General features: G+C 72.0%; 24 protein-coding genes. 19 read left to right on the top strand and 5 right to left on the bottom strand.

The annotated features are described in order from the left end of the window. Nucleotides 1–11: 11 nt before the first annotated feature. Together pdxY and JOD46_RS12055 are read right to left on the bottom strand one after the other, a co-directional pair. Nucleotides 12–863: a pyridoxal kinase PdxY gene (gene pdxY, locus JOD46_RS12060; protein ID WP_204394746.1), complete on the bottom strand. Its 852-nt coding sequence runs from the start codon at nt 861–863 to the stop codon at nt 12–14. Nucleotides 864–870: 7 nt separating this feature from the next. Further along, nucleotides 871–2,223 carry an aminotransferase class I/II-fold pyridoxal phosphate-dependent enzyme gene (locus JOD46_RS12055; RefSeq protein ID WP_204394743.1) on the bottom strand — a complete coding sequence of 451 codons (1,353 nt, stop codon included), beginning with the start codon at nt 2,221–2,223 and terminating at the stop codon, nt 871–873. A gap of 110 nt (nt 2,224–2,333) precedes the next feature. Between JOD46_RS12055 and pdxS the strand changes: the two genes are divergently transcribed. The 12 genes from pdxS to JOD46_RS11995 all read left to right on the top strand — a co-directional run bounded on the left by pdxS (nt 2,334) and on the right by JOD46_RS11995 (nt 13,848). Then, nucleotides 2,334–3,224 (top strand): pyridoxal 5'-phosphate synthase lyase subunit PdxS, encoded by an 891-nt coding sequence (pdxS, locus tag JOD46_RS12050; protein WP_204394734.1) that lies wholly within the window; start codon nt 2,334–2,336, stop codon nt 3,222–3,224. Next, nucleotides 3,218–3,886, top strand: coding sequence for a pyridoxal 5'-phosphate synthase glutaminase subunit PdxT (gene pdxT / locus JOD46_RS12045; protein ID WP_239562742.1), 669 nt, complete (start codon nt 3,218–3,220; stop codon nt 3,884–3,886). The genes pdxS and pdxT overlap by 7 nt, the downstream gene beginning before the upstream one ends. 33 nt (nt 3,887–3,919) lie before the next feature. Continuing rightward, on the top strand, nt 3,920–4,537 hold the full coding sequence (locus JOD46_RS12040) for a hypothetical protein (protein ID WP_204394726.1): 618 nt from the start codon (nt 3,920–3,922) through the stop codon (nt 4,535–4,537). 25 nt (nt 4,538–4,562) lie between these two features. Next, nucleotides 4,563–5,090 (top strand): DUF1697 domain-containing protein, encoded by a 528-nt coding sequence (locus JOD46_RS12035; protein WP_204394724.1) that lies wholly within the window; start codon nt 4,563–4,565, stop codon nt 5,088–5,090. Nucleotides 5,091–5,200: 110 nt separating this feature from the next. Next, nucleotides 5,201–5,962, top strand: coding sequence for a YebC/PmpR family DNA-binding transcriptional regulator (locus JOD46_RS12030; protein ID WP_204394722.1), 762 nt, complete (start codon nt 5,201–5,203; stop codon nt 5,960–5,962). A gap of 5 nt (nt 5,963–5,967) precedes the next feature. Then, on the top strand, nt 5,968–6,585 hold the full coding sequence (gene ruvC / locus JOD46_RS12025) for a crossover junction endodeoxyribonuclease RuvC (RefSeq protein WP_204394720.1): 618 nt from the start codon (nt 5,968–5,970) through the stop codon (nt 6,583–6,585). Beyond that, entirely contained in the window at nt 6,582–7,202 is a 621-nt protein-coding gene (gene ruvA / locus JOD46_RS12020; protein WP_204394718.1) for a Holliday junction branch migration protein RuvA, read from the top strand. The genes ruvC and ruvA overlap by 4 nt, the downstream gene beginning before the upstream one ends. Continuing rightward, nucleotides 7,199–8,251: a Holliday junction branch migration DNA helicase RuvB gene (gene ruvB, locus JOD46_RS12015; protein ID WP_204394716.1), complete on the top strand. Its 1,053-nt coding sequence runs from the start codon at nt 7,199–7,201 to the stop codon at nt 8,249–8,251. The genes ruvA and ruvB overlap by 4 nt, the downstream gene beginning before the upstream one ends. A 68-nt stretch (nt 8,252–8,319) precedes the next feature. Next, a complete protein-coding gene (gene yajC / locus JOD46_RS12010) occupies nt 8,320–8,697 on the top strand; it encodes a preprotein translocase subunit YajC (protein ID WP_204394708.1) in 378 nt (125 codons plus the stop codon). Nucleotides 8,698–8,760: 63 nt separating this feature from the next. After that, entirely contained in the window at nt 8,761–10,500 is a 1,740-nt protein-coding gene (gene secD / locus JOD46_RS12005) for a protein translocase subunit SecD (RefSeq protein WP_204394695.1), read from the top strand. After that, nucleotides 10,500–11,522 (top strand): protein translocase subunit SecF, encoded by a 1,023-nt coding sequence (gene secF, locus JOD46_RS12000; RefSeq protein WP_204394686.1) that lies wholly within the window; start codon nt 10,500–10,502, stop codon nt 11,520–11,522. The genes secD and secF overlap by 1 nt, the downstream gene beginning before the upstream one ends. Nucleotides 11,523–11,595: 73 nt before the next feature. Next, nucleotides 11,596–13,848, top strand: coding sequence for a RelA/SpoT family protein (locus JOD46_RS11995; protein WP_204394684.1), 2,253 nt, complete (start codon nt 11,596–11,598; stop codon nt 13,846–13,848). Here JOD46_RS11995 and JOD46_RS11990 read toward each other — a convergent pair. The 3 genes from JOD46_RS11990 to JOD46_RS11980 all read right to left on the bottom strand — a co-directional run bounded on the left by JOD46_RS11990 (nt 13,827) and on the right by JOD46_RS11980 (nt 16,634). Further along, the gene (locus JOD46_RS11990) at nt 13,827–14,399 is read right to left on the bottom strand and encodes a hypothetical protein (protein ID WP_204394682.1); all 573 of its coding nucleotides are present in this window, start codon (nt 14,397–14,399) and stop codon (nt 13,827–13,829) included. The genes JOD46_RS11995 and JOD46_RS11990 overlap by 22 nt on opposite strands. 106 nt (nt 14,400–14,505) lie before the next feature. Next, the gene (locus tag JOD46_RS11985) at nt 14,506–15,738 is read right to left on the bottom strand and encodes a DUF349 domain-containing protein (RefSeq protein ID WP_307835022.1); all 1,233 of its coding nucleotides are present in this window, start codon (nt 15,736–15,738) and stop codon (nt 14,506–14,508) included. A 131-nt stretch (nt 15,739–15,869) separates the two neighbouring features. Continuing rightward, complete coding sequence (locus JOD46_RS11980) at nt 15,870–16,634, bottom strand: peptidylprolyl isomerase (RefSeq protein WP_204394678.1); 765 nt, start codon at nt 16,632–16,634, stop codon at nt 15,870–15,872. 113 nt (nt 16,635–16,747) lie between these two features. On the opposite strand from JOD46_RS11980, the gene JOD46_RS11975 reads away from it, so the two are divergent. The 7 genes from JOD46_RS11975 to JOD46_RS11945 all read left to right on the top strand — a co-directional run bounded on the left by JOD46_RS11975 (nt 16,748) and on the right by JOD46_RS11945 (nt 25,215). Then, entirely contained in the window at nt 16,748–18,151 is a 1,404-nt protein-coding gene (locus JOD46_RS11975) for a replication-associated recombination protein A (RefSeq protein ID WP_204394676.1), read from the top strand. Nucleotides 18,152–18,334: 183 nt separating this feature from the next. Continuing rightward, nucleotides 18,335–18,958 (top strand): 30S ribosomal protein S4, encoded by a 624-nt coding sequence (rpsD, locus tag JOD46_RS11970; protein WP_372432537.1) that lies wholly within the window; start codon nt 18,335–18,337, stop codon nt 18,956–18,958. A 141-nt stretch (nt 18,959–19,099) separates the two neighbouring features. Next, nucleotides 19,100–19,303 (top strand): hypothetical protein, encoded by a 204-nt coding sequence (locus JOD46_RS11965; RefSeq protein WP_204394674.1) that lies wholly within the window; start codon nt 19,100–19,102, stop codon nt 19,301–19,303. Between the two features lie 66 nt (nt 19,304–19,369). Then, entirely contained in the window at nt 19,370–22,027 is a 2,658-nt protein-coding gene (gene alaS, locus JOD46_RS11960; RefSeq protein ID WP_204394666.1) for an alanine--tRNA ligase, read from the top strand. A gap of 2 nt (nt 22,028–22,029) precedes the next feature. Continuing rightward, complete coding sequence (gene ruvX / locus JOD46_RS11955; protein ID WP_204394664.1) at nt 22,030–22,500, top strand: Holliday junction resolvase RuvX; 471 nt, start codon at nt 22,030–22,032, stop codon at nt 22,498–22,500. A gap of 4 nt (nt 22,501–22,504) precedes the next feature. Further along, nucleotides 22,505–24,340 (top strand): endolytic transglycosylase MltG, encoded by a 1,836-nt coding sequence (gene mltG / locus JOD46_RS18945; RefSeq protein ID WP_204394662.1) that lies wholly within the window; start codon nt 22,505–22,507, stop codon nt 24,338–24,340. Continuing rightward, nucleotides 24,337–25,215, top strand: a complete 879-nt coding sequence (locus JOD46_RS11945; protein WP_204394660.1) for a shikimate dehydrogenase — start codon at nt 24,337–24,339, stop codon at nt 25,213–25,215. Before mltG ends, JOD46_RS11945 begins: the two co-directional genes overlap by 4 nt. Nucleotides 25,216–25,218 lie beyond the last annotated feature (3 nt).

Raw genomic sequence — 25,218 nt, 5'->3', positions numbered from 1 at the left:
GCCCGGCTGGGTCAGCGGACCTGCCGCACCTCGAACTGCATCCGCGGGTGCGCGTACGATTCCTGCGACTCGACGAGCTGCAGCTCGCGCTCACCCGACTCGTGGGTGTTCGAGAGCAGGTCGAACACGCTCGACGCCGTGCGTGCGAGCGCGTCGGCCGCATCGCCCGTGCGACGGTAGTGCGCCGTGAACAGTGCGGCCGTGACATCCCCGGAGCCGTTCGCCTTCATCGGCAGCAGCGGCGTCTGCACGATCCAGGCGCCGCGGTCGTCGACCGCGAGCATCTCGATCGTGCCCTCCTCGCGGTCGGGCCGCTCGACGCTCGTCACCAGCACGGTGCGCGGGCCCGACGCGCGAGCCAGGTCGACCGACTCGAGCGTCGACTCGAGCGAGCCGGGCTCGGTGCCGGTGAGGTACCCGAGCTCGAACTGGTTCGGCGTGATGAGGTCGGCGGCCGGCACCACGCGGTCGCGCAGCAGCACCGGGATCGCCGGCGCCACGAAGCATCCGCTCTTCGCATTGCCCATGACGGGGTCGCACGAGTAGATCGCCTCGGGGTTCGCGGCCTTGATGCGCGCGACCGCGTCGAGGATGACGTCGGCGATGCCCTCGGAGCCCTGGTAGCCGGAGAGGATCACGTCGATCTTCGGGAACGCGCCGCGCTCCTCGATGCCGGTGATGACCTCGCGCACGTCGTCGGGGTCGATGAGCGGCCCGCGCCACGCGCCGTAGCCGGTGTGGTTCGAGAAGTTGACCGTGTAGACCGGCATGACCTCGACGCCGATGCGCTGGAGCGGGAACACGGCCGCGGAGTTGCCGACGTGGCCGTAGGCGACGGCGGACTGGATCGAGAGGACCTTCACCCCTCGATCATTCCATCCCGGCCGGGATGAGCCGTCCGCCCGCCGCGCGGACGGCGGCGGCGATGTCGGCGGCGAGGCGATCGGCGTCGGCGTCGGCGAGGTCGTGCACGGTGAGCCGGAGGCGCCGCGACGGCGCCGCGCCGGCGAGGACGAACTCGTCCCCGGCGCGTGCGAGCCATCCGCGTCGCATGAGCTGCTCGGAGACGGCGCGCGCCGGCACGGGCAGCGGGACCCAGAGGTTCAGCCCGTCACCGGCGGTCGTGGGCAGGCCGAGCGCCGTGAGCCGCTCGGCGAAGGCGTCGTTGCGCTCGGCGTAGTGCAGGCCGGCCGCGGCGACGGCCGCCATCGCCTCGGGGTCGGTGACCAGCGCGAGCGTGAGGCGCTGGAGCAGGTGGCTCACCCAGGTCGTTCCCGGGGTCAGCCGCATCGCGAGGCGCTCGGCGGTCTCGGGATCGGACGCCGTGACGGCCAGGCACATGTCGGGGCCCAGGAACTTCGATACCGACCGCACCAGCGCCCACCGCTTGTGGTCGGGGCCGATCAGCGAGCGGAACGGCCGGCGCGAGAGCATCGAGAAGTGGTCGTCCTCGATGACGAGCACGTACGGGTGGGCTCGGAGGACCTCGCGGAGATCCGCGGCGCGGCGCTCCGAGAGGCTCGCACCCGTGGGGTTCTGCGCGCGCGGCGTGCAGACGACGGCGCGCACGCCCTGCTCCAGCGCCGACCGCAGTCCCGCCACCGTCATGCCCTCGTCGTCGACCGGGACCGGCACGGGACGGTACCCGCCGACGCGCACGGTGTGGATGCTCGTCAGGAAGCAGGGGTCCTCGAGCGCCACGGCGTCGTCGCGGACCAGCGCCTGCGCGAGGAGCCGCTCGACGGCGTCGGCCGCGCCGCTCGTGATCGTCAGCCGGAGGTCCGACGGGGCGAGGTCGGCGCGCATCCACTCGCCGGCCCATCGCTCCAGGCCGGGGTCGATGACCGGTTCGCCGTAGAGCACGGGCCTACCGGCCATGCCGGCGAGCGCGCGGGACGGGTCGGGGATGAGGTCGGGGTCGGGATTGCCGGTCGCGACATCGCGGAGCACATTGTCGGCCGCGAACCCCTCCTGGGCGACCACGGACCGGTCGGCGACGCGCGTGCCCCCGCGCCCTCGGGTGACGACCATGCCCGCGAGCGTGAGCTGCCGGTAGGCCGCGACCGCGGTGTTGCGATTCACGCCGAGGTCGTCGGCGAGGTTGCGCACGGGCGGCAGGGGGTCGCCGGGGAGCAGCTCGCCGCGCTCGATGAGGGCGCGGACGCTCGCCGCGATGTCGGCGGCCGATCGGCCGGTGATCGCGAGGGCGACGTCATGTTCCATGGCTGCTCCGATGGTAGGGCTCGGACCATGCTATCTTTTGGCCTAGGTCAAGCAAGCGTCTTGTCCGAGAGTTTGCGCGACAGCGCACCATCCGTCGAAGGGACCCCGTGATGAGCACTGCCGAGACCGGCTCCAACCGCGTGAAGCGCGGCCTCGCCGAGATGCTGAAGGGCGGCGTCATCATGGACGTCGTCACGCCCGAGCAGGCGCGCATCGCCGAGGATGCCGGCGCCGTCGCCGTGATGGCACTCGAGCGCGTTCCCGCCGACATCCGCGCCCAGGGCGGCGTCGCCCGCATGAGCGACCCCGACCTCATCGAGGCGATCATCGCCGAGGTCTCGATCCCCGTCATGGCGAAGGCCCGCATCGGCCACTTCGTCGAGGCGCAGGTGCTCCAGGCGCTCGAGGTCGACTACATCGACGAGTCCGAGGTGCTCTCGCCGGCCGACTACGTCAACCACATCGACAAGTGGGCGTTCACGACGCCCTTCGTCTGCGGCGCGACCAACCTGGGCGAGGCGCTCCGCCGCATCAACGAGGGTGCCGCGATGATCCGCTCGAAGGGCGAGGCCGGCACGGGCGACGTCTCCGAGGCGACCAAGCACATCCGCAAGATCACCGCCGAGATCAACCAGCTGAAGTCGATGACGCGCGACGAGCTCTACGTCGCCGCCAAGGAGCTGCAGGCTCCCTACGACCTCGTGCTCGAGGTCGCCGAGACCGGCAAGCTGCCGGTCGTGCTCTTCACCGCGGGCGGCGTCGCCACCCCGGCCGACGCGGCCATGATGATGCAGCTCGGCGCCGACGGCGTGTTCGTGGGCTCGGGCATCTTCAAGTCGGGCAACCCCGAGCAGCGCGCCGCCGCGATCGTGAAGGCCACCACCTTCTACGACGACCCCAAGGTCATCGCCGAGGTCTCGCGCGGCCTGGGCGAGGCCATGGTCGGCATCAACGTCGCCGACCTCGCCGCGCCGCACCGCCTCGCCGAGCGCGGATGGTGACTCTCCGCGACGAGTCGATGGGGCCTGCGGATGCCGCGGGCCCCACGGTCGGCGTGCTCGCCCTGCAGGGCGACTTCCGCGAGCACGCGCGCGTGCTGGCGGAGCTCGGCGCGCGCGTCGTGCTCGTCCGGCGCCCCGAGGACGTCGAGGGCATCGACGGCCTCGTGATCCCCGGCGGCGAGTCCACGGTGATGGACAAGCTGTCGCGCGCGTTCGGCGTCGCCGAGCCGCTGAAGCGACGCATCGCCGAGGGCCTTCCGGTGTACGGCACGTGCGCCGGCCTCATCATGATCGCCGACACGCTGCTCGACACGATCGCCGGACAGCAGAACCTCGGCGGGCTCGACGTGGTCGTGCGCCGCAACGCGTTCGGCTCGCAGAACCAGTCGTTCGAGACCGACCTCGACGTGCCCGCGCTCGGCGACGAGCCCGTGCACGCGGTCTTCATCCGCGGACCGGTCGTCGAGTCGGTGGGGGAGAAGGCGACTCCGCTCGCCTCCCTCCCGGACGGGCGCGTGGTCGCGGTCGAGCAGGGCAACCTCGTCGGCACGAGCTTCCACCCCGAGATCCAGGGCGACCGGCGCTTCCACGAGTACTTCCTCGGGAAGGTGCGGGCGGCCGCTGCCGGCGCCGCGTCGGCATCGCCCTCCTCGGCCGCGTAGCGCCGGAGCCGCGCCCCACGCCAGAGTTGGGGCATGAAGCCGTACTCGGATTTCGATGGACGCCGCGCCGGGCAGATCGTCGGCGACGTCATCGCGCTGGCCGTGGTTGTCCTCTCGGTGTGGGCCGCCGTGGCCGTCCACCGATTCGTGACGGGCTTCGGCGACCTCGGCCGGCAGCTCGAGGCGGCGGGCACCGGATTCCGCGGCAGCATGACCGACATCGGGACCGCCCTGGGAGACGTCCCGCTGATCGGGCCGGGGATCGCCCAACCCTTCGACGGGGCCAGCGCCGCGGGGGCGACCCTCGAGTCGGTGGGCCGCGGGCAGCAGGACGCCGTGGGCTGGATCGCGCTCCTCGCCGCGGTCGGCGTCGCGGCACTGCCGGTCGCGGCGGTGCTGCTCGCCTGGGTCGTGCCGCGTCTGGTGCGCGCGCTGCGCGCCGGGCGGACGGCAGCGGCGCTCGAACGCCCCGGCGGCGCGGACCTGCTCGCGCTGCGCGCCCTGACCGTGCGCGATCCGGCCGCCGTGTTCGCCGCCGAACCCGACGCGGTCGGAGCCTGGCGCCGCGGCGAGCCCGACGCGATCCGCGCGCTGGCCGCGCTCGAGGCGCGAGCGGTCGGCGTGCGGTTCCCCGGCGCGCCCGCCGCGTGACGGACCCTCGCCGTAGGCTCGCGGCATGACCGAGTGGATCGCCCTGCTGCGCGGGGTCAACGTGGGCGGCGTCACGATCAGGTCCGCCGAGCTGCGCGAGGTGTTCGAGGGGCTCGGGTTCTCGGCCGTGCGCACGGTGCTCGCGAGCGGCAACGTCGCCTTCGAGACCGGCACGAGCGCCGCCGCGCGGCTGAAGCGCGAGATCGAGCGCGCCCTCTCCGAGCGATTCGGGTACGAGGCGTGGATCGTGCTGCTGACCGCCGAGCGGCTGCGTGCCGTGGTCGAGGCCTTCCCCTTCGACGCCCACGACGGCGGACGTCAGCCCTACGTCGTCTTCGCCTCAGAACCCGCCGCGATCGATGCCCTGCTCAAGGCCATCGGCGAGCCCGACCCGCGGGTCGACCCGATCGAGCGCGGCGACGGCGTCGCCTACTGGAACCCCGTCAAGGGCACCACGGTCGACACGCCGTTCGCCAAGGTGCTCGCCAAGCCCGTCTTCAAGACCACCACCACGAACCGGAACCTCCGCACGCTCGAGAAGCTCCTCGCCTGAGGCGCCGGCCCGCGGCATCCGGCCCGCGGCGGCCCGCCGGGACCGCGCGGCGGCCCGCCGCACGCGCTGGCCTAGAATGTCGGGGTACCGACCACCATCACGGGAGACGCATGTCCGGGCATTCCAAGTGGGCGACGACCAAGCACAAGAAGGCCGTCATCGACGCGCGCCGCGCGAAGTCGTTCGCCAAGCTCATCAAGAACATCGAGGTCGCGGCCAAGCTCGGGGGCGCCGACCTGGGCGGCAACCCGACCCTGTACGACGCCGTGCAGAAGGCCAAGAAGACCTCGGTCCCGAACGACAACATCGACCGCGCGATCAAGCGCGGTGCCGGCATCGGCGGCGAGGCGGTCGAGTACCAGAACATCACGTACGAGGCGTACGGCCCCAACGGCGTCGCCCTCATGATCGAGGTGCTGACCGACAACAAGAACCGCGCCGCCGCAGAGGTCCGCACCGGGCTCAGCCGGAACGGCGGCACGCTCGCCGACCCCGGCTCGGTCGCCTACAACTTCACTCGCAAGGGCGTCATCGTCGTGAGCGGCGAGGGCACGACCGAGGACGACGTCATGATGGCCGCCCTCGAGGCCGGCGCGGAGGAGATCGAGCCGCACGCGCAGGGCTTCGAGGTCGTCACCGACCCCTCCGACATGGTCGAGGTGCGCAAGGCGCTGCAGGAGGCCGGCTTCGACTACGAGTCGGCCGACATCGAGTTCGTGCCGAACCTCAAGGTCGAGATCGACGCCGAGACCGCGAAGAAGGTCTTCCGCCTGATCGACGCGCTCGAGGACAGCGACGACGTGCAGAACGTCTACAGCAACTTCGACCTCACGCCCGAGGTGCAGGCCGAGCTCGAGAACGAGTCGGAGTAGCCGCGGTGCGGGTGCTCGGCATCGACCCCGGGCTGACCCGCTGCGGCGTGGGCGTCGTCGACGTCGCGCCCGACCGGACCGCGACCCTCGTCGACGTGGTCGTGCTGCGCTCGCCCGCGGAGCTCGCGACGCCGGGTCGGCTCGCGCGCATCGCCGACGGCCTCGAGGCGATCGTGGAGGAGCACCGGCCGAACGCGGTCGCGCTCGAGCGCGTCTTCGCGCGCAGCGACGTGTCGACGATCATGGGCACGGCGCAGATCTCGGGCGTCGCGATGCTCATCGCCGAGCGCCGCGCGCTGCCGGTCGCCCTGCACACGCCGAGCGAGGTCAAGGCGGCGATCACCGGCTACGGCCGTGCCGACAAGAAGCAGGTGGGCGCCATGGTCGCCCGCATCCTCGGGCTCGAGGCCGTCCCGAAGCCGGCGGATGCCGCGGACGCCCTCGCCCTCGCGATCTGCCACGCGTGGCGCACCGGCGGGGTCGCGGGCGCGGCGATCGCCGACGCCGCCGCGAGCCCGCGCGAGCGTGCGGCCGCCGCGTCGCTCACCCCGGCGCAGCGCGCGTGGCTCGCCGCGGAGCGTGCCGCAACGGTGTCGGGGGCTGCCCGTAGGGTGAAGGAGTGATCTCCTCCCTCCGTGGCCGGGTGTCCGTGGCATCCGGCGGCTCGCTGGTCGTCGAGGTCGGCGGCGTGGGCTACCTGGTCAACGCGACCCCGGCCCTGGTGCTCGCGAGCCGAGAGGGCCAGGAGGTCTTCGTGCACACCTCGCTCATCGTCCGCGAGGACTCGCTGACGCTGTTCGGCTTCGCCACGCGCGACGAGCTCGACGTGTTCGAACTGCTCATCGGCGTCACCGGGGTGGGCCCGAAATCGGCGCTCGGCGTGCTCTCCGCGATGTCGCCCGCCGACGTCGCGCGCGCGATCGACGCCGACGACGATGCGGCGTTCCGGCGGGTGAGCGGCATCGGTCCCAAGACCGCGAAGCTGATCACCGTCTCGCTCGCCGGCAAGCTCGTGGCGCCGCCCCCCGCCTCCTCCGGGGCGCCGGTCGCCGCCGGGGGCGTCGCCGACGACGTGCTCGCCGCGCTCACGGGCCTCGGGTGGTCCGAGAAGCTCGCGGGCGAGGCGCTCAGCGAGACGCTCGAGTCGGTCGACCCCGCCGCCGCGACCTCGGTGCCCACCCTGCTGCGCCTCACGCTCGCGCGACTCGGTCCCGCCCAGCAGCCCACGAGGGCGCGATGAGCGACGCCGATCTCGACCTCACCGACCCCGTGCTCGCCTCCGAGGCCGAGCTCGCCTTCGAGGGCGCACTGCGACCCCGCAGCCTCGAGGAGTTCGTCGGGCAGACGCGCGTCCGCGGCCAGCTCCAGCTGCTGCTGTCGGCGGCAGCGCTGCAGCAGCGCACGCCCGACCACATCCTGCTCGCCGGCCCGCCCGGCCTCGGCAAGACCACGCTCGCGATGATCGTCGCGCACGAGGGCGGCCGGCCGCTGCGCATGTCGAGCGGGCCGGCCATCCAGCATGCAGGCGACCTCGCCGCGATCCTGTCGTCGCTCGTGCCAGGCGAGGTGCTCTTCATCGACGAGATCCACCGCATGGCCCGCTCCGCGGAGGAGATGCTCTACCTCGCCATGGAGGATTTCCGCATCGACATCATGGTGGGCAAGGGGGCCGGTGCGACCTCGGTCCCGCTCGACCTCGCACCGTTCACGCTCGTGGGCGCCACCACGCGCGCGGGGCTCCTGCCCAATCCGCTCCGCGACCGCTTCGGCTTCACCGCGCACCTGGAGTTCTACGACGAGTCCGAGCTCGAGCAGGTGCTCTCGCGGGCCGCCGCGATGCTCGGCCTCGCGATCGACCGCGAGGCCGTCGCCGAGATCGCCGGGCGCTGCCGGGGCACGCCGCGCATCGCGAACCGACTGCTGCGCCGCGTGCGCGACTACGCCCTCGTGCACGCCTCGGGCTCGGGTCGCGCCGACGTCGAGTCGGTGCGCGCGGCGCTCGAGCTCTACGACGTCGATCCGCTCGGGCTGGATCGGCTCGACCGGGCGGTCATGCTGACCATCCTCACCCGATTCGGCGGCGGACCGGTGGGGCTGAACACGCTGGCCGTCTCGGTCGGCGAGGAGGCCGAGACGATCGAGGCGGTCGTCGAGCCGTTCCTGGTGCGCATCGGGCTCATCACGCGGACGCCGCGCGGCCGTGTGGCGACCCCCGCCGCATGGCGCCACTTCGGGCTCGTCCGCGAGGGTGGGGAGAGCCCGGCGACGCTTCCGATCGATGACCTATAATCCTTGGAGGCCTCGGCCGCCCCGCCCTTGATCGTGCGCAGCGGCGCACCCCGGAAGGTACCCACCCCATGGTCTTCGACCCGTTCACCATCATCATGCTCGCCGTCCTGGCGGTGCTGATCTTCTTCATGTTCCGCAACTCGCGCAAGCGCCAGGCGGACATGCGCGACCTGCAGTCGAAGATCGTCCCGGGCGCGAAGGTCATGACCAACTTCGGGCTGTTCGGCACCATCCTCGCGATCGACGAGGAGGAGAACCGGGTCGAGCTCAAGGCGGGCCCGGGCACGGTGCTGACCGTCCACCGCCAGACCATCGCGCGCGTCGTCGACGCGGCCGACGAGACCGCGGCGTCGACCGCCGTGGTCGAGGGCGAGCCCGAGTTCGGCGAGCGCGTCGACGAGGCGCCCGGCGACGAGACGCCCGACGTCAAGAAGTCGGACGACTAGGCGAACGACCCAACGCTCGGCCCACGCGATGACGCGCGGGCTCCTGCAGAGAAAGCAGAATTCGTGGCTGCACCAACCAAGCGGTCCTCGCGACCCACGCCCGTCCGCAAGGCCGTGCGTTCGCTCACCTGGCTCGGCGTCATCATCGTCGCGCTGTTCGGCATCAACGCCGCCGGCGTGATCTGGGGCGGCGGCTCCTGGACGCCGAAGCTCGCGCTCGACCTCGAGGGCGGCACGCAGATCATCCTCGCGCCGCAGCTCGCCGACAACGAGAGCGTGTCGCAGGAGCAGCTCGACCAGGCCGTGTCGATCATCCGCCAGCGCGTCGACGCCTCGGGCGTCGCCGAGGCCGAGATCAACACCGAGGGTTCCAACGTCGTCGTCCGCATCCCGGGCGAGCTGGACGAGCAGACCCGCGACCGCATCGAGTCGTCGGCCAAGCTCGAGCTCCGCCCGGTGCTCCTCGCCGACGCGGCGACCAACCAGTCGATCGACCCGAGCGCGAGCCCCGAGCCGACCGACGGGGCCCAGGAGGAGCTCCAGGCCACGCCCTCGATCGAACCGACCGACGCGAGCGACCCCAACTGGGTGACCCCCGCCCTGCAGGACCAGTTCGACAACTTCGACTGCGCGAGCCTCGACGCGGGCCAGACGAACGTCGCCCCCTCCGACCAGCCGCTCGTGACCTGCGACACGAATCGCCAGATCAAGTACCTGCTCGGCCCGGTCGAGGTGAGCGGCGAGGACATCGTCGACGCCACGAACGGCCAGGTCCAGACGCAGTCCGGCGCATCGACCGGCCAGTGGGCCGTCAACATCGTGTTCAACGAGCGCGGCACCGAGGAGTTCGCGAAGGTCAGCCAGCGCCTCTTCGCGTTGAACGGCCAGACGCCCCGCGACCAATTCGCGTTCGTGCTCGACGGTGCGGTGCTCTCGGCACCGCAGATGAACGGCGTGATCACCGACGGGCGCCCGCAGGTGACCGGAAGCTTCACGCAGGAGAGCTCGAAGGCCCTCGCCGACCAGCTCAAGTTCGGCGCGCTCCCGATCAGCTTCGAAGTGCAGTCCTCCGACACGATCTCGGCCACGCTCGGAACCTCGCAGCTGCAGTCCGGCCTGATCGCCGGCCTCATCGGCCTCATCCTGGTCGTCATCTACACGCTGTTCCAGTACCGGGCGCTCGGCAGCGTCACGATCGCCTCGCTCGTGATCGCCGCGCTCATCACCTACCTGATGATCACGATCCTGTCGTGGCGCGAGGGCTACCGCCTCTCGCTCGCGGGCATCGCGGGCCTCATCGTCGCGATCGGCTTCACGGCCGACTCGTTCATCGTCTACTTCGAGCGCGTCCGCGACGAACTGCGCGACGGCCGTCCGCTCGTCGGCGCCGTCGAGGCCGGATGGAAGCGCGCCTTCCGGACGATCCTCGCCTCGAAGGGCGTCAACCTGCTCGCGGCGATCGTGCTGTTCATCCTCGCGGTCGGCAGCGTCAAGGGCTTCGCCTACACGCTCGGCCTCACGACGATCATCGACGTCATCGTCGTGATCCTGTTCACGCATCCGATGCTGCAGCTGCTCGCGCAGACGCGGTTCTTCTCGAGCGGGCACCCCTGGTCGGGCCTCGACCCGCAGGCACTGGGTGCGGTCTACCGCGGTCGCGCCGAGTTCCGCAAGCCCGTCGCCGTCCCGGCGAAGAAGGCCGCATCGAGCTCGCGCGAGGCGCAGAAGCGCCAGACCATCGCGGAGCGCAAGGCAGCGCAGGTCGACGCCACCGTCGGCGCCGGCGAAGGCAAGGAGTCCTGATGGCCAACCGGCTGACCCAGTTCGGCAACGACCTCTACACGGGCAAGCGCTCGTTCAACTTCGTCGGCGGACGCAAGAAGTGGTACGCCATCGCCGGCGTGCTCATCATCCTCGCCATCGCGATCCCGATCGCACGCGGCGTGAACTTCAGCATCGAGTTCCGCGGCGGGTCTCAGTTCCAGATCGCGGGCGTCGAGAACGCGACCACCCAGCCGGCCAGCGACGCGGTCGCCTCGGTCGTGCCGGGCGCGGTCTCGCACGTCACGATCGTGGGCGGCGACGGCGTCCGGGTGCAGACCGAGCAGCTCGAGCAGTCCGAGTCGCGGGCCATCACGACGGCCCTCGCGGAGGCGTACGACGTGCCCGAGTCCGAGGTCACGTCCTCGTTCATCGGACCGAGCTGGGGCGCTGACGTCACCAGGCAGGCCGTCATCGGCCTCGTCGCCTTCGTGCTGCTCGCGGGCATCATCATGGCGCTCTACTTCCGCACGTGGAAGATGTCGCTCGCGGCCATCCTCGCGCTCATGGGCGATCTCATCGCGACCGTCGGCATCTACGCCGCCGTGGGCTTCGAGATCAGCCCCGCAGCGACCATCGGCGTCCTGACGATCCTCAGCTACTCGCTGTACGACACCGTCGTGGTCTTCGACAAGATCCGCGAGAACACCGCCGAGGACGGCAAGGAGTCGCGGCGCACCTTCGCGGAGTCCGTGAACCTCGCGGTGAACCAGACCCTCGTGCGATCGATCAACACGAGCGTGGTGGCCGCGCTGCCCGTCGCCGCGATCCTGTTCATCGGTGCGGGCGTGCTCGGCGCCGACACGCTGCGCGACATCTCGCTCGCGCTGCTCATCGGCATCATCGTCGGCACCTGGTCGACGGTGTTCATCGCCGCGCCGCTCTACTCGCAGCTGCGCGAGGGCGAGCCCGACATCAAGCGCCACGACCAGAAGGTGCTGAAGGAGCGTGCACGCGCCGGTGGCGCCGCAGGCTCCGACGTCGAGGCCGTTCCGGTCGCCTGAGCCCGCTCGCCTCCGCCTCGGTGGCGCGCGCCCGTCTCGGGAGCGGTGATAATTGAGGTCTGGAGGTGCGGCGATGACGGAGACCGGAGTCAACTCGACGGCGTCGCTGCGCCGTCTGGTGCCCCGGATCTTCTCGAAGGCGCTGCCGACCGGCGCGGTCGACACGGTCATGCGCACGGTGCGCATGCACCATCCCAAGGCCGACCTCTCCGTCATCGAGCGCGCGTACACCGTCGCCGAACGGGCGCATGAGGGCCAGAAGCGCCGCAGCGGCGAGCCGTACATCACCCACCCGATCGCGGTCGCGCAGATCCTCGCCGACCTCGGCATCGGCTCCAAGGCCGTCGCGGCGGCGCTGCTGCACGACACCGTCGAGGACACCGCCTACACGCTCGACCAGCTCCGGGCCGACTTCGGCGACGAGATCGCGATGCTCGTCGACGGCGTCACCAAGCTCGACAAGGTCAAGTACGGCGACTCCACGCAGGCCGAGACCGTCCGCAAGATGATCGTCGCGATGTCCAAGGACATCCGCGTGCTGATCATCAAGCTCGCCGATCGGCTGCACAACGCGCGCACGTGGGGCTTCGTGCCCGCCGAGTCCGCCGCCCGCAAGGCGACCGAGACGCTCGAGATCTACGCCCCGCTGGCGCATCGACTGGGCATCCAGACCATCAAGTGGGAGCTCGAGGACCTCTCGTTCGCCGTGCTCTACCCCAAGCTCTACGCCGAGATCGAGAGCCTCGTGAAGCAGCGCACGCCGCAGCGCGAGGAGTACGTGCAGTCGGTCATCGACATGGTCTCCGACGACCTCAAGGCGGCGCGCATCCGCGGCAAAGTGGTCGGGCGGCCGAAGCAGTACTACTCGATCTACCAGAAGATGATCGTGCGCGGCCGCGACTTCGACGACATCTACGACCTGGTCGGCATCCGCGTGCTCGTCAACTCCGTCCGCGACTGCTACGCGGTGCTGGGGTCGATCCACGCGCGCTGGACGCCCCTTCCCGGCCGGTTCAAGGACTACATCGCGACGCCGAAGTTCAACCTCTACCAGTCGTTGCACACGACCGTGATCGGCCCGAAGGGCCGACCCGTCGAGATCCAGATCCGCACGCACGACATGCACCAGCGCGCCGAGTACGGCGTCGCGGCCCACTGGAAGTACAAGGAGCGGATGGCGGGCGGGCGTGCCGAGGCGACGCCTCCGCGCGACGAGGCCGACATGGCGTGGCTCGCGCACATCTCCGACTGGCAGGCCGAGACCGCCGATCCGGGCGAGTTCCTCGACTCGCTGCGCTTCGAGATCGGCGCGAAGGAGGTCTACGTCTTCACCCCGAAGGGCCGCGTGATCGGGCTGCCCGCCGGTGCGACGCCGGTCGACTTCGCCTACGCGGTGCACACCGAGGTCGGTCACCGCACGATGGGCGCGAAGGTCAACGGCCGGCTCGTGCCGCTCGAGAGCACCCTGAACAGCGGCGACGTCGTCGAGGTCTTCACGTCGAAGAACCCCGACTCCGGCCCGAGCAAGGACTGGCTGAACTTCGTCAAGAGCCCGCGGGCGCGCAGCAAGATCCGGCAGTGGTTCACGAAGGAGCGCCGCGACGAGGCCATCGAGCACGGCCGCGACGCGATCGCGCGGGCGATGCGAAAGCAGAACCTCCCACTCCAGAAGCTGATGAGCCAGGAGTCCTTCGCCGAGGTCGCGGCGCAGTTGCGCTACGACGACGTGTCGTCGCTGTATGCCGCCGTCGGCGAGGGGCACGTCTCGACGCAGTCGGTCATCGAGAAGGTCGTCGCGCTCGTCCGCGACGTCGACGATGTCGATGAGCCCGACCTGCCGATCCCGGTTCGGACCCGTCCGCTCCCGCGCCACAGCGACTCGGGGGTGCTGGTGCGTGGGGCGCCCGACATCCTGGTCAAGCTCGCACGCTGCTGCACGCCGGTGCCCGGCGACGAGATCGTGGGCTTCATCACGCGCGGCTCCGGCGTGTCGGTGCACCAGTCCTCGTGCCACAACGTGCAGTCGCTCCTGCGCGAGCCCGAGCGCATGATCGACGTCGAGTGGGCGCCGAGCTCGAAGAGCGTGTTCCTCGTCCAGATCCAGATCGAAGCGCTGGACCGCGCCGGCCTGCTCTCGGATGTCACGCGCGTGCTCTCCGAGCACCACGTGAACATCCTCTCGGCCAACGTCTCGACCGGAACCGACCGGTTGGCACTCAGCCGGTTCGTCTTCGAGATGGGCGACACCACGCACCTGGACCGGGTCCTGAACGCCGTGCGGCGCATCGACGCCGTCTACGACGTCTACCGCGTCAGCGACGGCTGATCGACCGGCCCGGCGGCGGTGTCGAGGCGCCGCTGCGCCACCGCCCGGTGCGGCAACCGTCGCGCCGATCCGATCCGCGCGCGGACGCGACCTGCCGATGTCGGGTCGACGGCCAGCAGCGCCCGCACGACGGCGATGGCGCCCGCGTCGTCCTCGGACGTGTCGCGCGCGAGGTCGAAGACGGTGCGGTCGAGGCTCGTGCACCGGATCCGGCCGAGCTCGACCACCTCGGCCGCAGTGATCGTCACCTCGCGCACCGTGCTCGACGGATCGTTGCGCGCGGCGACCCGCGACTCGTGCGGCACGCAGAACTGCGCGACGGCGGGCGGGGCGGGCAGGCCCCCGTGCACCCACGCCGCCGATCGACGCTCGACGATCAGCGGCGGCGGCAGGCGCGAGGCCACCGCTGCGGCGCGCAGCGCGGGCAGGTCGGGCTCGTCGACCGGGCACCATCCGGTGCCGATGCGCACGAGTTCGCCGTCGAGGCGTGCCGCGCAGAGCTCGGCGAGGGGGAGGTCGTCGGTGCCGAGCACCGCGGGAAGCCTGGCCATGCGCCCATGCTCCGCCATCCGGCGCAGGAGGGACCCGCGGCCGCCGGAACCTGTGGAGAACCTCCGCAGCCGGCGTGCGACGCGGGGGAGTGGGACTCGCCGGTCGTCAGCCGCCCACGGCCTTCAGCCACGCACGCCGCGCGTCGAGCGCCTCGCGCGCCGAGGCCGCCGCCTTCGCATCGCCCGCCGCCTCGGCGTCCGCGAGCTCGGACTCGAGCTTCGCGATCGCCTCCTGCAGCTGGCCGAGCATGCCCTCGGACCGCGCCTTCTTCTCGGGGTCCTCGCGCTCCCAGCGCTCGTCCTCGAGGGCACGCACGTGGTTCTCCACCTTGCGCAGCCGGTCCTCGACCGGACGGACCTGGTCGCGCGGCACGCGGCCGACCTCGTCCCAGCGGCGCTGGATGCCGTTCAGTGCGCTGCGCGCGGCTCGGGCGTCCTTCGAGGCCAGCAGCTTCTCGGCCTCGTCGAGGAGCGCGAGCTTCTCGGTGAGGTTCGCGCGGTACTCCTCGTCGTCCTTCGCGTCGACCTCGGCCTTCGCTTGGAAGAGCACGTCGCCGGCGGCCTTGAACTTCGCCCACAGCGCGTCGTCGACCTTCTTGCCGGCGCGGCCCGCCAGCTTCCACTCGTCGAGGAGCGACCGGTACTCCGCGACGCCGTCGGCGCCCCGGGGTGCGAGCGCCTCGGCGCGTTCGATGAGCCGCTGCTTGCGCTGACGCACGTCGCGGTGGGCGGCGTCGAGCTCGGCGAAGAAGGCCTTGCGGTGCGCCTCGATGGTCGACCGGGCGGTGCGGAACCGCTTCCAGAGCTCGTTGCCCTCGCCCTTCGGCAGGCGCGGACCGTTCTGCTGGTGCTGCTGCCACTGCGCGAAGAGCGCATCGAGCTCGGCGCTGGTCTGCTTCCACTGCGTCTTGGCCGGGTCCTGCGCGGCGAGGGCTTCGGCCTGCTCGACGATGCGCGTGCGCTCGGCGATCGCCTCCTGCAGCGCGGCCTTCGCCTCGGCCTGCTGCTGCGCCGTGAGCTCCTGGGTGGTGCCCGACAGGGCGTCGAGGCGGCGCGTGAGCGACTCGAGGTCGCCGACCGCGTGGGCGTTGGCGACGCTCTCCTGGAGCGTGGCCACGGCCTTCGCGACATCCGCCGCCGGAGCACCGCGACGCACCCGCTGCTCGAGCAGCCCGACCGCGCCGGCGAGGTCGGCGTACTTGCGCTCGAAGTACGCCAGCGCCTCCTCGGGCGTGGCATCGGGGTACTGCCCGACCTCGCGCTCGCCCTCGCTGGTCCGCACGAAGACGGTGCCCGTCTCGTCGACGCGGCCCCACGGTTGCTGTGCTGAATCGGTCACTGATTCACCCTGTCGTTCGTCGGATGCCGCGTGCGCGGCGGATGACGGCATCAAGCCTATTGCACCCTCGGAAGCGCGTCCGCCCCGTGAGGGGACCGCGTGCCGGCGGTGGCGGGACCCGTTCGCGGCCGCTACTCGACCGCGAAGTCCGTGATGCTCACCGGGCGCACGGGGGCGCCGTCGGTGGAGCCGTCGGCGGTGCCGTAGTCGGTGATGTCCGCACGGAGCTCGTCGAGGCCGGAGGTCACGCGGCCGATGACGGTGTACCCGCCGGCCGCGTCGGCGGGCAGCGTGGTGTCCTCGTAGACGATGAAGAACTGGCTGCCCTGGCTCTCGGCGTTGCCGGACTGGCGGGCCATCGCGATGGTGCCGGCGGGGTAGACGCCGTCCTCGGGGGCGTTCTCGATCGGGCCGTAGCTGTAGCCCGGGCCGCCCGACCCGTCGCCGTTCGGGTCGCCGCACTGGAGCACGAAGATGCCCTCGGTCGTGAGGCGATGGCAGGTGAGGCCGTCGTAGAAGCCCGACTGCACGAGGCTGATGGTGCTCGAGACGGCCTGCGGCGCAGCGGCACCGTCGAGCTCGATCGAGAGGGCGGTGTCGTTCAGGGTCAGCGCGCCGACCCACGTGCGGTCCTCGGCGAGGTCGGCCGACGGCACCGGCACGGGCGTGGCGGTCGGCGTCGGGGTGGGCGTGGCGGCCTCGGGGGCCCCCGGTCCGGCGCTGAAGTAGAGCAGTTGCGCTCCCGTCGCGAGCGCCAGCACGACGACGAGGGCGATGCCCGCGATCACGTCGTCGCGCTTCCGACGGCGCACCGAGCGGCGGTGCACCTCCTGGCGGGCCTGGTAGGTGCGGAGGCGCGCACGCTCCTCGCGCGCCTGACGGTCGTTCGCTGCCACGCTGCTCCTTCGGGGGGATCCTGCCGAGGACTCTACGGCCCGGCGTGCCCGGCGTGCCAATCCCGGTCCCGGTCGGGACGGCGGTGTCGGATGCCGCGGCTACGCTGGTTCGCATGGTGGATTCGGCTCCGGGGCTGCGTTCCGGCGCGACCCCCCTCGCGGTGCGCATGCGCCCGCGGAGCCTCGACGAGGTCGCCGGGCAGTCGCACCTCCTCACGCCCGGCTCGCCGCTCGTCGCCCTCGCGGCCGACCGCACGGGCGAGTCCGGCGCGGTCTCCGTCATCCTCTGGGGGCCGCCGGGCACCGGCAAGACCACGCTGGCGCAGGCCATCGCCCGGTCGTCGGGCCGCAAGTTCGTCGAGCTCTCCGCCGTCACCGCGGGCGTCCGCGACGTCCGGCAGGTGATGGAGGAGGCGCGCGCCAATCGCGACCTCTACGGGGTGTCGACGGTGCTCTTCCTCGACGAGATCCACCGCTTCACCAAGGCGCAGCAGGATGCGCTCCTGCCCGGCGTCGAGAACGGCTGGGTGATCCTCGTGGCCGCGACCACCGAGAACCCGTCGTTCTCGGTCATCTCGCCACTGCTCTCGCGCTCGCTGCTGCTCACGCTCGAGACGCTCGACGACGACGACCTCGCCATGCTCGTCGACCGCGCGGTGGAGGACCCGCGCGGGCTCGGCGGCAGGGTCGAGCTCGCGCCCGAGGCCCGGGCCGCGATCGTCCGGCTCGCCTCGGGCGACGCGCGACGGGCGCTGACCGCGCTCGAGGCGGCATCCGTCTCGGCGCTCAGTGAAGCCGCCCAGGGGGCCGGTTCCGCCGAGGAGGCGGAGGGCGGCGACGGTGCAGAGGGCGGGGAGGCGACTCCCGGAGACGTCCGACCGCTCATCACGGTCGAGGTCGTGGCACGTGCGGTCGATCGCGCGCTGCTGCGCTACGACCGCGACGGCGACGAGCACTACGACGTCATCTCGGCGTTCATCAAGTCGGTCCGGGGCAGCGACGTCGATGCGGCGCTGCACTACCTCGCGCGCATGATCGAGGCGGGGGAGGATCCGCGCTTCATCGCGCGCCGCATCATCGTGCTCGCGTCGGAGGACATCGGCATGGCCGATCCGACCGCGCTCGGCGTCGCGGTCGCCGCCGCTGACGCGGTCCAGTACATCGGCATGCCCGAAGGGCGCATCCCGCTCGCGCAGGCGGTCGTGCACCTCGCGACGGCACCCAAGTCCAACGCGGCCTACCTCGGCATCGACCGGGCGATCGCCGACGTGCGGGCGGGCAAGGCGGGTCGCGTGCCCAAGCACCTCCGCGACGCGCACTACCCCGGGGCCAAGCGGCTCGGGCACGGCAAGGGGTACGCCTACCCGCACGACGACCCCATCGGCGTCGTGCCGCAGCAGTACCTGCCCGACCCGCTGCGCGGTGCCGTCTACTACTCGCCCACCGAGCACGGCAACGAGCGCGACGTCTCGGCGCGGCTCGCCAAGCTGCGACGCATCGTGCGCGGCGAGCGCTGACCGACCCGCCGTGATAGGATCGTCGCTGGCCTGAAGCCAGGTTCTCGCGTGCGGCTGCGCGGATTCCACGGCGAAGGGGTGCGACCTGTAGCCGGTCCTCCCGTGGCGAACCCCTCTGACAAGTCTTTCCGGCGCCTCGCGCGCCCGGAACCACACCGTTCGAGAATCCTCCGAAAGGACATCGTGACCAGCCAGTCCCGAAGCAAGACCCGCCTCTCGCGTGCGCTCGGCGTCGCCCTCACCCCGAAGGCCGCCAAGTACATGGAGAAGCGCCCGTACGCCCCCGGCGAGCACGGCCGCACCAAGCGCAAGCAGGACTCCGACTACGCCGTCCGCCTCCGCGAGAAGCAGCGCCTCCGCGCGCAGTACGGCATCCGCGAGAAGCAGCTGCGCATCGCATTCAACGAGGCCCGCCGCACCGACGGCCTGACCGGTGAGAACCTGGTCGAGCTGCTCGAGATGCGCCTCGACGCGCTCGTGCTCCGCGCCGGCTTCGCCCGCACGATCTCGCAGGCCCGCCAGTTCGTCGTGCACCGCCACATCACCGTCGACGGCAAGATCGTCGACCGCCCCTCGTTCCGCGTGAAGCCGGGCCAGGTCATCGGCGTCAAGCAGCGCTCCGAGGGCACCGAGCCCTTCCAGGTCGCCGCGGCCGGCGGTCACGTCGACGTGCTCCCGAAGACCCCGGGCTACCTCGAGGTCGAGCTCGACAAGCTGCAGGCCACGCTCGTGCGTCGCCCGAAGCGCGCCGAGGTGCCCGTCACCTGTGACGTGCAGCTCGTCGTCGAGTACTACGCCGCGCGCTAGTCGCACGGCTGCACGAACGGGGTCGCGGTTCGCCGCGGCCCCGTTCGTCGTCCCGGCGCGCGGTGCGCTCCACGCCCTAGACTGGGAGGACGCGTGCGCATCCGCACGCCGCCGGGCCCCGACCCCATCGAGGAGTGACACGTGAAGAGCATCCTGTGGTTCGCCGTCGGCGTCGCGACGGGCTTCGCCGTCGCGCACCAGGTCAACCGCACCGCGCAGGGCCGCGAGTTCTTCGCCGGCCTCGACGCGAAGGCGCGCGCCTTCGGCCGTGCCGTCGCCGAGGGGTACAGCGCCCGCGAGGCCGAGCTCCGTGCCGCCGAGGCGCAGCCCGTCGAAGGCCGCTAGCCCGCACCCCCGTCGACGCCCGCATCCGCGGGGCGCTCCACCTTCCCCAGGAACCAGAACGGAACCATGCAGACTGCCGAGATCCGCCAGCGCTGGCTGGACTTCTTCGCCGCGCGCGGCCACACGGTCGTGCCGTCGGCCTCGCTCGTGTCCGACGACCCGTCGCTGCTGTTCACGGTGGCCGGCATGGTGCCGTTCGTGCCCTACCTGACCGGGGTGGTGCCGGCGCCGTACGACCGCGCCACGAGCGTGCAGAAGTGCATCCGCACGAACGACATCGAAGAGGTCGGGAAGACCCCCCGCCACGGCACGTTCTTCCAGATGAACGGCAACTTCTCCTTCGGCGACTACTTCAAGGAGGGCGCCATCTCGTTCGCGTGGGACCTGCTCACCACGCCCGAGGCGGATGGCGGGTACGGCTTCGACCCGAAGGACCTCTGGGTCACCGTCTACGAGGACGACGACGAGGCGCGCGAGATCTGGCGGCGCGTCGCGGGCCTGCCCGACGAGCGCATCCAGGGCCTCGGCAAGGACACGAATTACTGGCACACTGGCCAGCCCGGGCCTGCGGGCCCCTGCTCCGAGATCTTCTTCGACCGCGGGCCTGCGTATGGCATCGACGGCGGGCCGGCGACCGACGACGACCGCTACGTCGAGATCTGGAACCTCGTGTTCATGCAGTACCTCATCGCCGACGTGAAGTCGAAGACCGACTTCACGATCGTGCGCGAACTTCCGAAGAAGAACATCGACACCGGCATGGGACTCGAGCGCGTCGCCTTCATCAAGCAGGGCGTCGACAACATGTACGAGATCGACCAGGTGCGCCCGGTGCTCGACCGGGCCGCCGAGCTCTCCGGCCGCCGGTACGGCGCCGACCACGAGGACGACGTGCGCATGCGCGTCATCGCCGACCACATCCGCTCGTCGCTCATGCTCATGAGCGACGGCGTAACGCCGTCGAACGAGGGCCGCGGCTACATCCTGCGTCGCCTGCTGCGCCGCAGCATCCGGGCCATGCGCCTGCTCGGCGTCGAGGGCCCCACGTTCCACGAGCTCTTCGCCGCCTCGCGCGACGCGATGAAGGCCGCCTACCCCGAGGTCGCGACGAACTACGCGCAGATCGAGCGCCTCGCGGTCGGCGAGGAGGCGACGTTCCTGCGCACGCTCACCGCGGGTACGTCGATCCTCGACACCGCGGTGGCCAAGACCAAGGAGTCCGGCTCCGACCGGCTCGCGGGCGACACGGCCTTCCTGCTGCACGACACGTACGGATTCCCGATCGAGCTCACGCTCGAGATGGCCGAGGAGGCCGGGCTCGCGGTCGACCGTCCCGCCTTCGACACCCTCATGGCCGACCAGCGCTCGCGCGCGAAGGCCGACGCGAAGTCGAAGAAGAAGGTGCTGGCCGACCTGTCGGTGTACAGCGAGTTCCGCGCGAAGGGCGAGACCGTCTTCACGGGCTACACCGACCTGACGACCGATTCCACCGTCCTGGGCATCCTCGTGGACGGCCGGCCGGCGCTCGCGGCCACGGCGGGCCAGACCGCCGAGGTGATCCTCGCGGAGACCTCGCTGTACGCCGAGTCCGGTGGGCAGGCGCCCGACCAGGGTCGCATCGTCGGCGACGGCTTCGAGCTCGAGGTGCTCGACGTGCAGAAGCCGGTGAAGGGCCTGATCAGCCACACCGTCCGCGTCACCGCGGGCGAGGTGGGCGTCGGCGTGCCCGCGACCACGCTCGTCGACGAGGACTACCGGCGCGGCGCGACCCAGGCCCACTCGGGCACGCACCTCGTCCACGCGGCCCTGCGACAAGTGCTGGGCCCGCAGGCGCACCAGTCCGGCTCGTTCAACAAGGCGGGCTACCTCCGCCTCGACTACGGATGGAACCAGGCGCTCTCGGCCGAGACGCGGAGCGAGATCGAGGAGATCGCGAACGGCGCCGTGCGCGAGAACCTCGAGGTCGTCACGCGAGAGATGCCCATCGACGAGGCCAAGGCGCTCGGGGCGATGGCGCTGTTCGGCGAGAAGTACGGCGATGTCGTGCGAGTCGTCGACATCGGCGGCCCGTGGTCGCGCGAGCTCTGCGCGGGAACGCACGTGACCCGCAGCGCCGAGGTCGGCATGATCAACATCATCGGCGAGTCCTCGGTCGGCGCCTCCAACCGCCGTGTCGAGTCCCTCGTCGGACAGGACGCGTTCCGGCGCTTCGCCGCCGAGCGCGCGCTCGTCCAGGAGCTCACCTCGACGCTGAAGACCCGGCCGGAGTCGCTCGTCGATCGCGTCGGCGAGCTCGTCGCGAGCCTCAAGGCGGCCGAGAAGAAGATCCAGGCCTACGAGGCCAAGGCGCTCACCGATCGCGTGCCCGATCTCGCTGCGAAGGCGGAACGCGTCGGCGACCTGCTCGTGGTGCTCGAGTCGGTCGGCCGCCTCGGTTCCGGCGACGAGCTGCGCTCGCTCGCGACGGCGGTGCGCGGCCGGCTCGGCGATGCGGCGTCGGTCGTCGCGCTCGTCGGAGAGGTCGGCGGAAAGCCCCTCGCGATCGCGGCGACCTCGCCGGCGGCGCGCGACGCCGGTGCGAACGCCGGCGCGGTCGCGAAGGCGATGGCGGCGGCCCTCGGCGGTGGGGGCGGAGGCAAGCCCGACCTCGCGCAGGGCGGCGGGAACGACCTGTCCGCGATCCCGGCGGCGCTCACGGCCGCGCGCGCGTCGATCGGGCGCTGACCGTGCGCCCCGGTGCGCGGCTGGGCATCGACGTCGGTCGCGCGCGGATCGGCGTCGCGCGCTGCGACCCGTCCGCGATCCTCGCCGTGCCGGTCGAGACCGTGCCGCGCAGCCCCGAGGGCGAGGATGCCGACGTTCGACGGATCCTCGAGCTGGCGGGCGAGCACGCGGCGATCGAGCTCGTCGTGGGTCATCCGCTGTCGCTGTCGGGCCAGCCGACGGCGTCGACCGCCGACGCCGTCGACGTGGCGGCGCGACTGGCCGCCCGCGGGCTGCCGGTCCGGCTGGTCGACGAGCGGATGTCGACGGTCAGCGCCCAGCAGGCGCTCCGAGCGGCGGGGAAGTCGAGTCGGAAGCAGCGTCCCATCATCGACCAAGCCGCAGCCGTTATCATTCTGCAACATGCCATCGACGCCGAACGGGCGTCGGGCTCCGCTCCCGGACGCACCATCCTCCCCGACGAAGGGCTCTGACCCCGTGACCCAGCTCCCCCCAGGGCGACACGGCGGCACCGATCAGCCGTATCCCTCCGCGACCCAGCCGGGCGCCGCTCAGGCGGGCGCGCGAGGCGGCTCGGCACCGCCGAGCCGGAGGGAGCTGCGCGAGCTGGAGCAGCAACGCGCCGCCGCCGCCGAGGCCGAGCGCCGTCGGATCGCCGAGCTCGAGGAACGGCGTGCCGAGGCCGAGTGGCGGGCGGAGCAGGAGCGTCAGGCGGAGGCCGAGTGGCGGGCCGAGCAGGAGCGTCAGGCGGAGGCCGAGTGGCGGGCCGAGCAGGAGCGTCAGGCGGAGGCCGAGTGGCGGGCCGAGCAGGAGCGTCAGGCGGAGGCCGAGTGGCGGGCCGAGCAGGAGCGTCAGGCGGAGGCCGAGTGGCGGGCCGAGCAGGAGCGTCAGGCCCAGGCCGAGTGGCGGGCCGAGCAGGAGCGTCAGGCGGAGGCCGAGTGGCGGGCTGAGCAGGAGCGTCAGGCCCAGGCCGAGTGGCGGGCCGAGCAGGAGCGCCTCGCCCACGAGCAGCGCGCCGCCCGCGGCGCCGTACCCGACGAGCGTGCCCCGTGGGAGGAGCCCGTCGTCGAGGGCGAGGAGCGCGTCCGCGCCGCGGACGGCCGGAGACCCGCCGCCCGCCAGGGCGACCCGGCGACCGACGCGTCCGACCTGTTCGCGCCGTGGGACGACGACCCCGCGCCGCGGCCCTCGCGCGCCGACCGCCGCGCCGCCGCGGCCGACGAGGTCGACGAGCACGGCCGGCCGCGCCGCCGTCGGGGCCGCCGCGCGATGGGCTGTCTCGTGGCCCTCCTCGTCCTCGTCGCGATCGGCGCCGGCGCCTGGTTCTTCTTCCTCCAGGCGCCCGTCGCCGCGTTCCTCGAGCGCTTCGAGCCCCCGGCCGACTACTCCGGCTCGGGCTCCGGCGAGGTCGTGTTCATGATCAACGAGGGCGATGGCGGAGTGACGATCGCGTCGAACCTCGAGGACGAGGGCGTGGTGGCCTCGGCGGAGGCGTTCATCGACGAGGTGACGAGCCGTTCGCCGCACCCCACGTTCTATCCGGGCGCCTACCGGCTCGCGAGCGAGATGAGCGCGAAGTCCGCGCTCGACGCCCTGCTCGACCCCGCGAACAAGCTCGAGAACACGTTCGTGATCCAGGAGGGCCTCTGGGCGCGCGACGCGCTGGCGGCGGCCTCGGCGGCCACGGGCATCCCGCTCGAGGAGCTGCAGGCCGCGGCGGCCGACCCGCAGGCGCTCGGTCTGCCGGCGCAGGCGACCTCGGTGGAGGGCTTCCTGTTCCCCGCGACGTACACCTTCCCGCCCGATGTCACCGCCCAGCAGGTCGTGAAGACGCTCGTGGACCGCACGTTCCAGGCGCTCGACGAGGCGGGCGTGCCCGCGGAGCAGCGCTGGGAGACCATCGTGGTCGCCTCGCTCATCGAGCGCGAGTCCGGATCGGAGGAGGACTCGTACAAGGTGTCGCGCGTCATCAAGAACCGCCTCGACCCGGCGCTGTTCGAGAGCGGCCTGCTGCAGTTCGACTCCACCGTGCACTACGGCCTGGGCGACGACTCGACCGTCGAGACCTCCGATGCCGAGCGAGCCGACGCGTCGAACCCCTACAACACCTACGTGCACCCCGGGCTGCCGCCGGGCCCGATCGGCAACCCCGGCGACGTCGCGATCGACGCGGCGCTGCATCCGGCCGACGGACCGTGGCTCTACTTCGTCACGGTGAACCTCGAGACCGGCGAGACGGTCTTCTCCGCCACGCTCGAGGAGCACGAGGCCGCGGTGCAGCGGTTCCTGCAGTACCTGGAGGACAACGGGTGACGGGCGAGGCACCGGATGCCGCGGGGCGCGCCGTTCCGGACGCCCCGGCCGGACCGCGCCGGCTCGCCGTGCTCGGGTCGCCCATCGCGCACTCGAAGAGCCCGGGCCTGCATCGTGCCGCCTACGACCTGCTCGGCCTGACGGACTGGACCTACGAGCGCGTCGAGGTGGGGGAGGGCGGCCTCGCGGCCTTCCTCGACGGCCTCGGACCCGAATGGCGCGGCCTGTCGCTCACGATGCCGCTGAAGCCCGAGGCGCTCGCGATCGCCGACGAGGTCGAACGGCTCGCCGAGCGCGCCGGGGCGGTGAACACGTTGCTGCTCGCCGACGACGGCCGGCGTCTCGGGTTCAACACCGATATCGGCGGGATCGTCCGGGCACTCGCGGACTCCGGCGTCCACGCCATCCGGCACGGCGTCCTCGTGGGCGGCGGCGCGACGGCCGCGTCGGCGCTCATCGCGATGGCCGAACTCGGCGCGGTCGGCGTCGAGGTGTGCGTGCGGGACGCCGGGCGCGCGGCATCCGTGGTCGACCTCGGTCACGCGCTCGGGCTCGTCATGGAGGTACGGCCGATCTCGCGGCTCGCCGAGCCGGTGCCCGCCGACCTCGTCGTCAGCACGGTGCCCGGCGGGACCGACCTCGGCGTGGTCCCGTCCGCCGAGCTCGCGCAGGGCCCGCTGCTCGATGTCGCCTACGCGCCATGGCCGACCGCGCTCGCGGCCTCCTGGCTCGAGCACGGCGGTCGCGTCGCCCACGGACTCGACATGCTCCTGCACCAGGCGCTGCTGCAGGTGCGCATCTTCGTGAACGACGACCCCCTCGCCCGACTGCCCGACGAGGCGGCCGTGCTCGACGTCATGCGTCGGAGCCTCTGACCC

The organism is Agromyces aurantiacus (assembly GCF_016907355.1).
Classification (GTDB): Bacteria; Actinomycetota; Actinomycetes; order Actinomycetales; family Microbacteriaceae; genus Agromyces; species Agromyces aurantiacus.
The sequence above is the reverse complement of the archived record's forward strand: the minus strand, read 5'-3'. Positions and strand labels throughout refer to the sequence as shown.

Coding starts and splice junctions, on each gene's coding strand:
- JOD46_RS12055 (WP_204394743.1), bottom strand. CDS start 2,223: ATGGAACATGACGTCGCCCTCGCGATCACCGGCCGATCGGCCGCCGAC.
- pdxS (WP_204394734.1), top strand. CDS start 2,334: ATGAGCACTGCCGAGACCGGCTCCAACCGCGTGAAGCGCGGCCTCGCC.
- pdxT (WP_239562742.1), top strand. CDS start 3,218: ATGGTGACTCTCCGCGACGAGTCGATGGGGCCTGCGGATGCCGCGGGC.
- JOD46_RS12040 (WP_204394726.1), top strand. CDS start 3,920: ATGAAGCCGTACTCGGATTTCGATGGACGCCGCGCCGGGCAGATCGTC.
- JOD46_RS12035 (WP_204394724.1), top strand. CDS start 4,563: ATGACCGAGTGGATCGCCCTGCTGCGCGGGGTCAACGTGGGCGGCGTC.
- JOD46_RS12030 (WP_204394722.1), top strand. CDS start 5,201: ATGTCCGGGCATTCCAAGTGGGCGACGACCAAGCACAAGAAGGCCGTC.
- ruvB (WP_204394716.1), top strand. CDS start 7,199: ATGAGCGACGCCGATCTCGACCTCACCGACCCCGTGCTCGCCTCCGAG.
- yajC (WP_204394708.1), top strand. CDS start 8,320: ATGGTCTTCGACCCGTTCACCATCATCATGCTCGCCGTCCTGGCGGTG.
- secF (WP_204394686.1), top strand. CDS start 10,500: ATGGCCAACCGGCTGACCCAGTTCGGCAACGACCTCTACACGGGCAAG.
- JOD46_RS11995 (WP_204394684.1), top strand. CDS start 11,596: ATGACGGAGACCGGAGTCAACTCGACGGCGTCGCTGCGCCGTCTGGTG.
- JOD46_RS11990 (WP_204394682.1), bottom strand. CDS start 14,399: ATGGCCAGGCTTCCCGCGGTGCTCGGCACCGACGACCTCCCCCTCGCC.
- JOD46_RS11975 (WP_204394676.1), top strand. CDS start 16,748: ATGGTGGATTCGGCTCCGGGGCTGCGTTCCGGCGCGACCCCCCTCGCG.
- alaS (WP_204394666.1), top strand. CDS start 19,370: ATGCAGACTGCCGAGATCCGCCAGCGCTGGCTGGACTTCTTCGCCGCG.